Annotated in this window: 17 protein-coding genes; 4 read left to right on the top strand and 13 right to left on the bottom strand. The window is 45.1% G+C overall.

Features of this window, described 5'->3' with window-relative positions; genetic code table 11:
• Nucleotides 1-273: 273 nt before the first annotated feature.
• Together AB4114_RS28600 and AB4114_RS28595 are read left to right on the top strand one after the other, a co-directional pair.
• Nucleotides 274-1017: an ABC transporter ATP-binding protein gene (locus AB4114_RS28600; protein WP_441991511.1), complete on the top strand. Its 744-nt coding sequence runs from the start codon at nt 274-276 to the stop codon at nt 1015-1017.
• Complete coding sequence (locus AB4114_RS28595) at nt 1014-2264, top strand: ABC transporter permease (RefSeq protein ID WP_441991510.1); 1251 nt, start codon at nt 1014-1016, stop codon at nt 2262-2264. Before AB4114_RS28600 ends, AB4114_RS28595 begins: the two co-directional genes overlap by 4 nt.
• Here AB4114_RS28595 and AB4114_RS28590 read toward each other — a convergent pair.
• A complete protein-coding gene (locus AB4114_RS28590; protein ID WP_056618017.1) occupies nt 2247-3014 on the bottom strand; it encodes a TatD family hydrolase in 768 nt (255 codons plus the stop codon). The two genes, AB4114_RS28595 and AB4114_RS28590, sit on opposite strands and share 18 nt — an antisense overlap.
• 70 nt (nt 3015-3084) lie before the next feature.
• Complete coding sequence (locus AB4114_RS28585) at nt 3085-4362, bottom strand: HD domain-containing protein (RefSeq protein WP_441991509.1); 1278 nt, start codon at nt 4360-4362, stop codon at nt 3085-3087.
• 367 nt (nt 4363-4729) lie between these two features.
• Between AB4114_RS28585 and AB4114_RS28580 the strand changes: the two genes are divergently transcribed.
• The gene (locus AB4114_RS28580) at nt 4730-4984 is read left to right on the top strand and encodes an AbrB/MazE/SpoVT family DNA-binding domain-containing protein (RefSeq protein ID WP_028557356.1); all 255 of its coding nucleotides are present in this window, start codon (nt 4730-4732) and stop codon (nt 4982-4984) included.
• Between the two features lie 246 nt (nt 4985-5230).
• Here the strand turns inward: AB4114_RS28580 and rsmI are convergent, their stop codons facing one another.
• The 10 genes from rsmI to AB4114_RS28530 form a co-directional block, all read right to left on the bottom strand.
• The gene (gene rsmI, locus AB4114_RS28575) at nt 5231-6118 is read right to left on the bottom strand and encodes a 16S rRNA (cytidine(1402)-2'-O)-methyltransferase (RefSeq protein WP_441991508.1); all 888 of its coding nucleotides are present in this window, start codon (nt 6116-6118) and stop codon (nt 5231-5233) included.
• Between the two features lie 44 nt (nt 6119-6162).
• Entirely contained in the window at nt 6163-6924 is a 762-nt protein-coding gene (locus tag AB4114_RS28570) for a tRNA1(Val) (adenine(37)-N6)-methyltransferase (protein WP_441991507.1), read from the bottom strand.
• 72 nt (nt 6925-6996) lie between these two features.
• A complete protein-coding gene (yabA, locus tag AB4114_RS28565) occupies nt 6997-7341 on the bottom strand; it encodes a DNA replication initiation control protein YabA (RefSeq protein ID WP_441991506.1) in 345 nt (114 codons plus the stop codon).
• Nucleotides 7342-7401: 60 nt separating this feature from the next.
• Complete coding sequence (locus AB4114_RS28560) at nt 7402-8205, bottom strand: PSP1 domain-containing protein (protein WP_441991505.1); 804 nt, start codon at nt 8203-8205, stop codon at nt 7402-7404.
• A gap of 1 nt (nt 8206) precedes the next feature.
• Nucleotides 8207-9184 (bottom strand): DNA polymerase III subunit delta', encoded by a 978-nt coding sequence (gene holB / locus AB4114_RS28555; protein ID WP_441991504.1) that lies wholly within the window; start codon nt 9182-9184, stop codon nt 8207-8209.
• A 30-nt stretch (nt 9185-9214) separates the two neighbouring features.
• Nucleotides 9215-9661, bottom strand: coding sequence for a YaaR family protein (locus tag AB4114_RS28550; protein WP_171629538.1), 447 nt, complete (start codon nt 9659-9661; stop codon nt 9215-9217).
• A 33-nt stretch (nt 9662-9694) separates the two neighbouring features.
• Entirely contained in the window at nt 9695-10024 is a 330-nt protein-coding gene (locus AB4114_RS28545) for a cyclic-di-AMP receptor (RefSeq protein WP_056618038.1), read from the bottom strand.
• Nucleotides 10025-10069: 45 nt separating this feature from the next.
• Nucleotides 10070-10726 carry a dTMP kinase gene (tmk, locus tag AB4114_RS28540; protein WP_441991503.1) on the bottom strand — a complete coding sequence of 219 codons (657 nt, stop codon included), beginning with the start codon at nt 10724-10726 and terminating at the stop codon, nt 10070-10072.
• Nucleotides 10727-10748: 22 nt separating this feature from the next.
• Nucleotides 10749-12263: an aminotransferase class I/II-fold pyridoxal phosphate-dependent enzyme gene (locus tag AB4114_RS28535; RefSeq protein WP_441991502.1), complete on the bottom strand. Its 1515-nt coding sequence runs from the start codon at nt 12261-12263 to the stop codon at nt 10749-10751.
• 112 nt (nt 12264-12375) lie between these two features.
• A complete protein-coding gene (locus AB4114_RS28530; RefSeq protein ID WP_057313330.1) occupies nt 12376-12576 on the bottom strand; it encodes a sigma factor G inhibitor Gin in 201 nt (66 codons plus the stop codon).
• 133 nt (nt 12577-12709) lie between these two features.
• Between AB4114_RS28530 and AB4114_RS28525 the strand changes: the two genes are divergently transcribed.
• Complete coding sequence (locus tag AB4114_RS28525; RefSeq protein ID WP_441991501.1) at nt 12710-13237, top strand: hypothetical protein; 528 nt, start codon at nt 12710-12712, stop codon at nt 13235-13237.
• Nucleotides 13238-13451: 214 nt separating this feature from the next.
• Here AB4114_RS28525 and AB4114_RS28520 read toward each other — a convergent pair.
• Nucleotides 13452-13649 (bottom strand): IS3 family transposase (locus AB4114_RS28520; RefSeq protein ID WP_441991500.1); only part of this gene is annotated, 198 nt, incomplete at its 5' end.

Here is a 13649-nt window from a genome sequence, read left to right as displayed (position 1 = left end):
GATATTAAGTTATTATGAAAAGTATATTACGCTGTTAATCTCAACCTGTAAAGGGATTAACACCCGTTAAAAAGGGCTAAATCGCCTAAATTTCGATTATTTTTCATATATAACCCACTTATATCTACATGTGTCTAACTTTAACGTACGTATACGCGATTTTTCAGTGTATAATGGTCAAAACTAGGCTAAAAATGCAATTTTGTTTATAATGATTCTGGAAGTATTTGAATGAATAATACCAAAAATTTGCTATTTAGGGAGGCAATTGAGATGGGTCCCATCTTGCAAGTAAACGCTTTATTCGGTGGATATTTACCCAACAAACCCGTTCTTCATAACCTTTCCTTCTCGATCCGTCAAGGTGAAATGATGGGGCTAATTGGACTTAATGGTGCAGGGAAAAGTACCACCATCAAAAATATTCTTGGGCTGCTTCAGCCACAAAAAGGGTCCATTCGCATTAACGGTTTAACGTTGGCCGAAAATCCGCTACCTTACCGAGCAACATACGCTTATGTGCCTGAAAGTCCAGAGTTATACGAAGAACTTACGATTCGCGAACACCTCGAGCTAACAGCGATGGCTTACGGTATTTCTAAAGCGGATTATGAAACCCGTTCTCGATCCTTATTAGAGCAGTTTCAAATGAAAGACAAGCTGAATAGCTTCGCAAGTCATTTATCCAAAGGGATGAAACAGAAGGTCATGATCATGAATGCCTTCCTGATCGAACCTTCTTTATATATTATCGATGAACCATTTCTCGGACTCGATCCTTTAGCCATACGTTCCTTGCTTGATCTCATGGTTCAAATGAAGAAAAAAGGTGCATCCTTTCTCATTTCCTCACACATTTTGTCTACAATTGAAAAATATTGCGATGCTTATGTCGTTCTCCACAAAGGGCACATGGTGGCTCAGGGAGATTTAGTCGAATTACGCGCCCAGACGGCGCTGCCTCAGGCGTCATTAGACGACATCTTCTACAAGCTCGTTCAAGGAGACAAGGCATGAGTCACTTAACCGATAGTACGCCTGCATTTAATACACATGCATTATGGAAGCAGCGTTTTCAACATTATTGGAAGGAATCCATGGGATATTGGCAGTATGCCGCACGCAGCAACTTTATCGGCTTTTTGTTGTTTCTTGTCATCGTTTCTTCCTATTATTATGCAAAAACATTACAGCGTCTTCCGACAGATTATCCGTACCTATGGATCGTGTTGCTCGTGCTTGTTCCACTCGTCGCTTCAAGCTCCATTCGAACGCTGACTCGCAGTGCCGATCGGATGTTTCTATTGCGGATTGAACATGAAATGGGCACCTATTTCCGAAGCAGCTTTTTGTATAGTTTATCACTTCAGGCTGTTTGGTTATTTCTCGGATGGGTCGCAGTAAAACCCCTATATAAACACTGTCTAGGTACTGATGCACAGCCATTTCTTCTCATATTCGCTCTATTACTTCTATTAAAAGTAGCGAACCTATTAGCGAGTTGGCAGGAAGGCAGATTTGCCGCTGAACGAACTCGATTCGTATCTGTTTGTTTTCGATGGGTGGCATCACTTGCCTTAATAACGATCCAGTTTCACTATAGCAGTTTATGGGCAAGTGTAGCTGCCATGCTTCTTGTATTCATTTGGCTGATTGCCTTCCGATCCGTGGGTAAATATGTGATCGGATGGGACTATCTGATTGCCAAAGAGAAGCAGCAGCAAGCAAGACTCTATGCTTTCTTCAACTGGTTCGTGGATGTACCTCAATTGCCAACGCGAATAGCCCGCCGAGGTTGGATCAGCGGGATTACCCGAACGATTCCATTTCGACAGGATTCGGCGTTTCTCTACTTATATATGAAGACCTTGTTGCGCACCGAGATGTTCGCCATTGTGCTACGTCTGACTGTGATTGGCATCTTAGCCCTGGCCGTTGCAGATTCCACGACTGCGCGCAGCGTCATCCTACTCATTGCGCTTGTCATCTCGATGGTTCAGCTTACTTCATTGGAGCGTGCACATCGCTATACGTTTTGGCTCCATATGTATCCATTGGAACCTAAAACCAGAGCAGGTTCGCTAGCCTTCATCATCTGGCTAACCCTCTTACTAGAGCTTGTGATCCTAACGATTCCATTCATGATGGGAACCCCCATCCTGTATATCGTAGTCCCCTTGCTCAGTCTTGCCTTTATTTCTTTCGCATGCGGCGTTGTCCTACGCCGGAAGTTCAAGAAAAACGCCTTACTTGAGGCCGAGTAACCGAATCGCATTGTTTGTTGTAATTTCAGCTATCTCTTCCAGCGTCATTCCTCGAATTTCCGCGGCAGTCTCGGCCACCAAGCGAACATAACCGGTTTCGTTGCGCTTACCGCGGAAAGGATGTGGCGTTAAGTACGGCGCATCCGTCTCGATCAATAAACGGTCAAGCGGAACCTGCGCCAGTACCTCTTTCGGCTGCACCGCATTTTTAAATGTAACAGGGCCTCCAAAGGAAATATGGAAATTCATATCCAGACACTGCTTCGCTGTCTCCCAACTGCCCGAGAAACAATGCATGATACCTCCGACCTCCGCTGCCTTCTCTTCTTTGAGAATCGTTAGAATGTCTTGATGTGCATCCCGATTATGAATCACAATGGGCATCCCCAACTTACGTGCAAGCCGAATTTGCTCCCGAAAAACTCGTTGCTGAACATCCTTGGGCGACTTGTCCCAGTAATAGTCTAGACCAATCTCCCCAATCGCGACCACCTTCTCATGCTGGCATAAGGACTCAATCCATTCCAAATCACCAGGCATCATATCTATCGCATCTACAGGATGCCAGCCAACCGTCGAATATATAAAATCGTATTTCTCAGCAAGCTCGATTGAGCTAGGAATCGTTTCTCGATTAAAGCCAACATTCACAATTCTTGTAACGCCGGCCTCTAACGCCCGCTGAATGACCTCATCTTGATCATCTTTGAATTGCTCCGCATTTAAATGTGTGTGTGAATCCGTTAGCATGACTGTTCTCCCTTATGTAACTAAATATGAATGATGTTCCGTCATTTTGCTTATAGCCTCTTATACCTGTTTATTCTTGCTCCCCCAACATCTTCCAAACATCCGGATAATCTTCGGCGTTCAACCGCTCAAGAAACTCTTCTGGATAGTACACATGATGCTTACCCATCTGGAAGCCACTAATCGACTGTACAATTTCGGAGCGATGCGTAATTTCAGTTAATGTCTCCTTATGATCCAGCAAGAAGATCGGCAAATTATCATCATTTTCACCAGCTCTGTACACGTCATAAGATTGATTCGAAGGGAAATCGATCTCCATATAGTACGTTGGATCGAAACCAACTTCGCTCATCACTTTTTCCATACGCTGAATAAGCTCCCCCTGATCTCCATCGAAGGTACTGTACTTGTACAATTTACGATCCAAGAAGCGCTTGCACATATCCCTCAGCATACCATCCTTCTCTTGAATCCAAAAGGTCAGCATCGTTTGCATGACAGACTCATCCAGCAGCAAATAATCTTCTAAGGAGATTTGATTCTGAATGAGATGAAGAATTGGCTCGACCATAAATCCGAACGTATAGCCTTCCTCATACAAATGTTTAGCTCGTGCAAATACTTTATGCAAAAGAATTTCTGCACTTCTCGTAACGGGATGAAAATAAACCTGCCAGTACATCTGATAGCGAGACATTAGATAATCCTCAACCGCATGCATACCGCTCTCTTTGACAACAATATGCCCCTTGTAAGGCCTAATCACCCGAAGAATTCGCTCCAAATCGAATGTCCCATAGTTAACCCCTGTAAAGTAGGCATCACGCAGCAAATAATCCATCCGGTCCGCATCCAGCTGACTGGAAACCAGGCTGACGACAATCTCTTCGCTATAGGATTTACAGATGACACCTGCCACCTTCTTCGGAAAATCAGGCGAGACGCGACTCAGCACTTCGTTCACTTCAGTATCCCCTAACACGATGCGGCAGGACCAGTCCTCGTGCTTTGTGCCAAAAGCCTTCTCAATTGAATGTGAAAACGGACCATGACCCAAATCATGCAGCAATGCGGCGCATAAACATAGCAGACGCTCTTCCTTCGGCCAATCCTCATAGTGATTGCGTTCGAATTGCGAAATAATTTTCCGCGTAATTTCATAGACACCAAGCGAGTGGGAGAAGCGGCTATGCTCCGCACCATGAAAAGTTAAATACGACGTGCCTAATTGACGAATGCGGCGCAGCCGTTGAAACTCACGGGTATTAATCAAATCCCAAATCGTATCGTCTTGCACGTAAATGTATTTGTGAACGGGATCTTTAAATACCTTTTCTTCATTCATACAGCTTGAACCCCCTTAATATAGTTTAATACTTTCGACATTTTCGACATGAAACCTTTTACAATGTCGATTATTGTCGAATTTGAAATTCCAATTTATGCAGATCTCAATCGCCTATTTTCCAGTATCTCTTATTAAATAGGCATTTGAAAAGCGCGTAATATAATCCTTACAACCCCTTGTAGATAGCGCCATCTTCGTTTTTTACCTCGTTACACAAATAATTAAGATAGGGATAAAACTACTCGATTTCAGCGAAAATATGGTTGACTATTTTGGGAATCGTTGGTATCATAAGTCATAAGCAAATGTCGAAACATGACGATATTGATAAAAAATTGATAAAATCGAAAGGGGTTTTATATATATGATGAAATCTACCGGAATTGTTAGAAAAGTGGACGAACTAGGACGCGTTGTTATTCCAATTGAGTTGCGCCGCACGTTGGGTATTGGCGAGAAAGACGCTTTGGAAATATATGTAGACGGTGAGCGCATCATGCTGAAGAAATATGAGCCAGCTTGTATCTTCTGTGGCAATGCGGAGAATGTATCGTACTTCAAAGGAAAAATTGTTTGTCATATTTGTTTAGCAGAAATGCCAACACCTGTGACAAAATAAGAAAAGTAGTATATAATAGAAGTAGCACTTATCCTATTGGTAATTCTAACCTTTTTCATATCTCCTTTCATCTCTAACTTTGTTGGCTTCGGCCACGGGTTAGAGATCTTTTTTTGTATAGACCTTAGAAGATAGAAGACTGACATAATATGAATTGATGCAATGATTTTACCACCCTTACATATATGATAGATGGAAAGGCCCCCCTAGTGGGGCCTTTTTCTATAATTCCCCTTGCTTGGCACCTTAACGCTCCAGCAACGCATTGTATACATCACGCTTCGATAATCCGCGATCGGTAGCAACCAGCTTCAGCGCATCCTTGCGATCGATCCCGCGATTCTCGTAGTGGGCGACATGCTCGCCGAGCGACTTCGCCTCCCACCAACCATCGGCCGCCTCCTGCACGGCCGCGTCGGATGCGCCTTCGGCGATCACGCAGTACTCGCCCTGCGGCGGGTACTGCTCCAAGTGCGCGAGGCACTCTGCGATTGTGCCGCGCAAGAACTCCTCGTACCGCTTCGTCAACTCGCGGGCGAGGCAAACCCTGCGCTCCGCCCCCCACACTTCCGCCATGCGCTGAAGTGTTTTCTCCACGCGGTGCGGCGATTCATAGAACAGCAGTGTGTCTTGCACATGCTGCAGCCCTTCAAGCAACTTCGTCTGGTCCTTTTTCTCCCTAGGGAGAAAACCGACGAAGGCGAATCGCTCTGTCGGCAGGCCTGATGCAATCAGCGCCGACAGGGCTGCATTGGCGCCGGGGATGGGCACCACCGGCACGCCCTCGTCTACGGCCATCCGCACCAGGTCATAACCTGGGTCGGAAATGGCCGGCAGGCCGGCATCGCTGACTAGCGCGATGCTCTGCCCTTCAAGCAGCAAGCGGACCAGCTCCGGGCCGCTTGCTTGCTTGTTGTGTTCGTGGTAGCTGACCAGTCGCGTAGCGACTTCGAAATGGGTCAGCAGCTTGCGCGTTTGCCGCGTGTCTTCCGCGGCAATCATGCTCACTTCCTTCAGCGTGCGAATCGCGCGGAAGGTCATATCTTCAAGGTTGCCGATCGGTGTGGCAACCAGGTATAGCGTGCCTACACCGCTAGATTCGTCGCGGTAGCTTTTCTGTATCGTTACACTCACAGTAAATCCCTCATCACTTTATATTAATCGTACAGTTAGCCTATCTACGAGAACTCTAGAGAGCTCCGTCCACCATAGTAGATGTCTTTCAGCTCTTGGCAGTATTCTTCCTTCTCTGTGTATACAATCAGAGGCGGCAGGGTACGAATCTCCGGCTTGCCATCCTTCATTCCTTCGATCAACACCATCATTGCTTCTTCTCCCGCACGTGAGTGTACATAACGAATTCGCTTCGGTTCAATACGATACTGCCTCATTAGATAGATGATGTCCACCAGCCGCGTAGCCCGGTGTACCATGGCGACTTTACCGCCTGCTTTGACTAGCTTAGCACTTGCCGCAATCACGTCCTCCAGCGTGCAATGAATCTCGTGACGCGCCGCCGCAAAATGCGCATTACTATTCTGCTCCCCATTAGGCACAGGCAGATAAGGCGGGTTTACGGTGACAGCATCAAATTGTCCGTGTCCCAAGGTCTTGTGAATGGTTTTCAAATCGCCTTGTACCATATGCAACCGTTCCGATAGATCGTTAATCTCCGCATTGCGCACAGCCATATCCGCCAAACGCTCTTGGATCTCAACGCCCCAGATCTCCGCACGCGTCCTTGTTGATAGCAACAGGGGCACCACACCATTACCTGTACATAAGTCTACGATTCGCCCCTTAGGCGGAACACTGCTGAACCTCCCTAGGAGTACCGCATCCATCGAGAAGCTGAACACTTCATCACTTTGGATAATTTTCAAATCATATGTCAATAAATCATCAATTCGCTCTGTCGGTTGTAACGAAACTTGCTTCATACGTCTTCCCTTTCTCTTTCTTGCTTATTATGGAAAAAAACCGTAAGGGATACACCCCTACGGCCAAGCATCTTATTTATTTAAAAAGGATAAGCAAAACAAACAATCTCCCTCGGTCCGAAGGTGTCCATAATACACATTGCAAATATGAAATCCTTCATTGTATAAGCGGGTTAAATTATCATATCCGGCGCCTGGTAGCTGTACCGGTTCGTCTTCAGTATCTCTCGTCGGCTCCTCAACCACCGTTTCCTCTTGGCGAATGAGCTTACGAAGTTGCTGATTCTCTATGCTTAATCTCTTATTTTCTTCGATGAGGGTAATAATCCGTTTCTTCAAGGCACCTAATTCAGCATACGTGGTACCCATTCGTTCTTCGATCCCATCTATTTGTCCAAAAATATCTTGTTTATCCACGCTTTCACCTCTAGTGCCATGCATGCTTACTGGCCAGCGCCTCCTTGGATCTTCGATCTTCTACTCTTGTTCAACAACATCATCGAATGGTAGATCTAGCGCTTTCCCAAGATCAAACAATTGAACCTTTGCCGTACGTTCTTTAATATTAAGCCCCAATACTTTTCCACTGCCAAAAGATGTAATCACTAATCGGCCAACCGTCGGTAACGAATCTTTGGCACTTTCATAGTTATCATGTTCATATTTCAAGCAGCACATTAATCTTCCGCATAACCCTGATATCTTGGTAGGATTCAAGGACAGATTCTGATCTTTCGCCATCTTAATGGAGACTGGCTCGAAATCACCTAAGAAGGAGGAACAACATAGAATTCGCCCACACGGACCTATGCCACCCAGCATCTTCGCTTCATCACGCACACCAATTTGACGAAGCTCAATTCTTGTCCGAAAAATACTCGCCAAATCCTTCACAAGCTCACGGAAATCGACGCGTCCTTCAGCTGTAAAATAAAATATAATTTTATTCCGGTCGAAGGTATACTCTACGTCCACTAGCTTCATCTTAAGACTGTGGTCTTTAATTTTATCATGACACGTTTGGAAAGCGTCCTTGGCTGCTTTTTTATTCTCTTCAACCAAATCAGCATCCGTTTCATCCGCAATGCGAATGACTTTTTTGAGTGGCAGAACCACATCGTTTTCTTTGACGATCTTTTTGCCCACTACGACCTTGCCGTATTCTACACCGCGTGCGGTTTCTACGATAACGGCACTTTCTTTCTCGATCGGTAAATCAATGGGGTCAAAATAATATATTTTACCCGCCTTCTTGAAGCGGACGCCAACCACTGAGTACATCTTACACCCCCTGCATCTCCACGAGCATTTTCTCTATAACCAGCTGAGAATTGGCATTGGAACGCAGTCGCTTTTGTAAATCTACGGCTTGCTCCATCATACGCACCCAGACCGAGACATCTCGACTTAACGCGAGAGAGCTCATCCAGTCTAGCTGGTCATTATATACAAGCTTATCTCTGCGCTCAAGGCGCAACTGCACCATATCTTTAAACCAGAGGATCAATAGGTCGAACAAAGCCGAAACATGATCCGCAAGTTCTGTTTTCACAATCCGCTGTTGTACGGTAATCATGGAAGTAGGGAAACGTGTGAGCGTCTCCTTCGCTAATTGTAACATTACGGTTCTCATTTCTGCAAACCAATTTGCTGCAATTAAATCTCTTGCCGCTTGCAAACCTGCTGTTACATGTGCTGCTGGTTGTACTAATGCCGCTGGAAGCCCTTCTTCCAGCAAGGTGAGCACCATCTGCTCACGTGGCATTGGTGTAAATTGGATCCACTGTGCCCGCGATTGGATCGTAGGTAACAGTGCATTTCCGTTCTCAGTGATCAGAATAGCTACCACACGAGAGTTCGGTTCCTCTAGAAATTTCAACAAACTATTCGCAGCCTGTACCGTCATTTTCTCTGCATGGTATAGAACATATATTTTCGTTCCGGACGCTGTTGCTCTGTAAGCGAACTCCTTCTGCAACTCCCGAATCTGCTCAATCTTAATTGAAGCGCCTTCAGGAGCGACCATATGAAGGTCTGGATGATTGCCATGTTCGACTTTACGGCATTCCAGGCATTCACCACATGCATCATCCGTTCCAATCTGACAATAGATCGCTTTAGCGAGTGCGATTGCCATTTCCGAACGCCCTGTCCCAACAGGGCCACTAAAAATATACGCATGCGACAGCCTGTCTTGACGTAGTCCGTTCTGCAGCAGCCGTTTGGCTGCTGCTTGTCCCGGTATAGATTGAAAGGACATTTATTTTCGCCCCATTACACACTTATATTTTTAAAATAACAAGTTGATCAACATACCTCGGATTTCTCCGATTCTATGCAAAATTTCGATCCGCCCCTGCTCATTTTCCAATAATTCATCAGCTAACAAGAGGAGCTCTTGATCGATTTCTTCCAAAAGCTTATATCGCTTCGAACGGCCGCGGCGATCCCAGCCCTTCGTATCTCTTAAGTTAACACCTCGACGAGCTGTTTCTTCGAGAAACTGACGAATGAGCAGCTTATATTGCAAAAGCGCTCTAACGGTCATGCCTCTCGACAAACGATCGCCTTGGAGTGTAATTTGTTGTACCATTTTGGTAAGCTGTTCCTGCGTATACTTCTCATCGTGCTGCTGCATGATGTCAGAGAAATTCCGCGGAGCCATCTGTGGCGGTGGAACATTCTCACCAACTTTAATATTCTTACCGATGGGCTGCAGCCCCGGGTTAATTTTCAAGACGCATCCATCCTTGTGTAGAGCTGATTATGTTTAGAAATGCTCGAATCGTTCGACTGGCAATACGAAAACGGCTGCTCCACCCACTTGCACTTCCACTGGAAATGGAATGTACGAATCCGTTGTTCCTCCCATTGGAGAAACAGGTGTCACCAACTGCTCGCGAATTTTACAATTTGCTCGAATCACCTGCATCACCTCTTGCACACGATCATCTTCCGTACCAATCATAAAGGTTGTATTCCCCGCACGCAAAAACCCACCGGTACTTGCCAACTTCGTGGCTCTGAACCCTTCCTTAATTAAAGCGTTAGAGAGACGGTTACTGTCTTTATCCTGAACAACGGCTACGACTAGTTTCATAGGTGATGCCTCCTTATATTATAAACTAAGAATTGGTTTTCCGCTTTAGACGGAAATATGTTCCTCAAGCAACTGTTTACAATCCTGCCATATATCCGCGGCTATACGTTCTACGTCTCGATTAGCATCAATCATGATGACTCGTTCTGGATGATCGGATGCAATTTGGTGGAATCCTGCTCGTACTCTGCTGTGATAATCGACATTTTTCTGCTCAATGCGATCCAGCTGCTGTGTAAACTCAGTAGCACCTGCTCGCTGATTTAATCGTTCCAAACTCACTTCAACGGGAACGTCCATCATATAAGTCCTAGTTGCCTGCAGTCCTGAGCTTGCATATTTCGAAATATTCTTCACCATCTCGATATCAACGCCAAGCCCATAAGATTGGTAGGCTACACTAGCATCAATAAATCGATCGCAAAGCACAATTCGACCAGCTTTCAGCGCTGGAAGGATAAGCTCGTGAACATGTTGCGCACGCGATGCTGCATAAAGCAATACCTCTGCTTGATCCACCATCTCCTTATTCACAGGATCGAGAATAATACTGCGGATTTTATCGCTAATTGCAGTGCCACCCGGTTCTCTTGTAACAAGTACGTCATGTCCTAACTTTTGTAACTCTTGCGCTACCATTTTGAGCTGCGTTGTTTTCCCGGAGCCATCCGGCCCTTCAAACGTAATAAAAATTCCGTTCACGTGTTCCTCCTGCTTAGCTGCCTCACGAAGCCCCTTCGTGATCTGTGTATATAGTTAATTTGTTCGTCTGCCCAAAATAGGTTCCTTGGAACCTGATGCCCTGTCTAGCCAAAAATACGAGTGCCTCAGCTACAGAAGCCGTTATGACTTCACCTGGATATAAATAAGGAATACCTGGCGGATAAGGAATGACCATCTCACCTGAACGCTTCCCAATCGCTTCCTCTATATTAACCAGTTGAGTTGTCTCTTGAAACAAGACACCATGGTCAAACCTTATTGGTGAGGAGATGGGTGCGTAGGTGGGTAATTTAATTATATTCGAGATAGGCGCCTGAAGTTCCTGCTTACGGTTCATGATGTCCAAACAAATGTTGCTTAAAACTTGGACTACACGCAGCATATCCTCCCTTGAATTAGAAGGGGTAAATACCAGTAAAACCAGATAGCCATCCGTCATCTCAATATAACACCCTTCAGCCTCTAATCGCTCTTTGAGCTCGGCTCCAGATATTCTATGGGTAGGATCATATATAGCAATTTTAAAAGGATCTGTCGTAGTTGCTACGCCCCCCGCGCCGAATGACTGCTGATGCCCTCTTGGATAGAAACGGAGACATTGCAACGCCTCTACACCTTCTCTGAATTCTTTCATGATTGTAAGTCCTTGCTCCAACCAAGATTGGCCCTCGGTATGCATTCGCTTTCTCGCTAAGTCCAATGAGGCCATAATTGGATAGGAAGGGCTTGAGCTTTGCAGCATCGCCAACAATTGTTGGAGGGCTTTACGGTTGATCCTTGAACCCTGTACGTGCAGCATCGCCCCCATAGTCATAGCGGTGAGCATCTTATGTGTAGACTGTACGACGGCGTCAGCGCCTTGAGATAAGGCTGATGGGGGTACCTCTTCGTGGAAGCCGAAATGCGCACCATGCGCTTCATCCACGAGCAGGAGCTTCCCTTTCTCATGCATCATCTCTGCAAAAGGCTTCAAATCCGTCCCGAAACCATAATAATTCGGATTCGTTATAAATAACGCCTTCGCAGTTGGGTACTGTTCTATCGCTTGTTTAACAACCTCGATATGTAAACCTGTTGCAACGCCTGTTTCTTCGTCGACCTCTGGCGCTAAGAAAACAGCTTGTGCACCCGCCAGCATGAGTCCATGAATGACTGACTTATGTACATTTCTTTGAACAAGGATGAGGTCATTCCTCTGACAAACAGCTCCGATCATGGCTAAATTACCAACCGTACTGCCCCCGACGAGAAAATACGTCTCCTCCGCGCCAAAACAATCAGCCGCGAGCTGCTCCGCCTCCCTAATAACGCCTTCCGGATGATGCAAATCATCCAGCCCCGTTATTTCTGTATAATCAATGGACATGATCGATTGTAGAAAGCCTGCTCCTTCTTCCAGCAGCCCTTGGCCTGATTTATGACCTGGCACATGCAGGCTAACGGACTTCGTAGCGTGATGGGCAACCATAGCCTCAAAAAGCGGGGCTCGAGCCTTATGTAAATGTTCGCTGCACAAACAGATCAAACTCCCCCAGCTACAATAGCTTTCAATTTTCAATTTACCCTTCTATAGTAGTGGATTACCGATAAAAAAACAAAAAAAGCTTCTATAAAAGAAGCTTCTCCTCTTAATTCATATACTGTCTCGAATTCCCCATGTAAAATGCCTTCTTCATCTGATTCACAAAAAACGGATATTTCTGGTCAGAAACGCTCGTTTTGACGATCTCCTTACTACATTCATCACATATGAACGCCGTCACAATATGAATGCCGCCAATCCGCTGTTGCTCACAAATCATACATAGTCCAAACCGATTCTCCTCCATATGATCACCCCATGACCTTTTATAACTAGTATGTCCGATTCTCGATTCTCCTAAACTAGCTAAATGCTCATATTTTGGCAGGGAGATGCCGATAATACCTTCATACACGTTACCGCAGCGCGGAGGTCTCTTTATGTCAATCAAACAAGAATCCAATTTATCCAAACAATCTACGATTTACAGTTACACGTTAATGAGGCGATTTTACCATTCTATATATAAAATAGTTCTCTATTATGCGTCCCTTATTCTAATAGTATTGTACAAATTTGACTCGTCTCATTGGCTCCCCTTACTAGTTAGCTATCCACTTGTGCTCATCTTCCATACCTTGCTCATTCGCGCTTATTTCCACTTCACCATTGGAATGGCCATGCGTGGTTGGTCCTATCGCTGGGGCATCTTCTGGTCCGGCTTCTTACCTGAAGGCAATGCATCCGTACGTCTCGTTACCAAAGTACAGCTTCACCTGTTCTGCATTGGACTTGCTTTGATACTCATCCTGTATCCTTGGATCCCTGGTACTTGGCTGATCCACCTGACGATCTTCCACTGCTGGATGCTTCTCCCGCGGTTGTGGATGCTGCTTCGTTTCCATCCGTACCGTAAAGCTGGTTTAGTGAAAATATCGAGTAAGGATACGTCCTGTTATATACAGTAAAACGAAGCTGAATTAACGCTATGACTTAAATGTCCTATCTTAACCATTCAACATAACGATTAACTGGAAAAACTCCATCTAATTTTGAGATATCTCGCCGATATATCGAGTTAGATGGATTTTATGTAATTAATTTTACACGATGAGGCTCAAATGTGTGATTCCTCTGCTAATAGATGGAGGTTTGGACCTCTGTCAAGAAAGTAGACACTCGTTAAGAGAATTCAGCAACACTCTTGTAATAGTTTTCTTCGAATCGAACTGGTGAAAGGTAACCCAAAGAACCATGGATCCTTTTACGATTGTAAAAAAGTTCAATGTATTCGAACATATCTTGTTGTGCTTGGGCTTTGGTCAAAAATCTCGTACAATAAACAAACTCTTTCTTTAGTACACTATGAAAAGATTCGAT

This window comes from Paenibacillus sp. 2RAB27 (genome assembly GCF_052115445.1).
Classification (GTDB): domain Bacteria; phylum Bacillota; class Bacilli; order Paenibacillales; family NBRC-103111; genus Paenibacillus_E.
The sequence above is the reverse complement of the archived record's forward strand: the minus strand, read 5'-3'. Positions and strand labels throughout refer to the sequence as shown.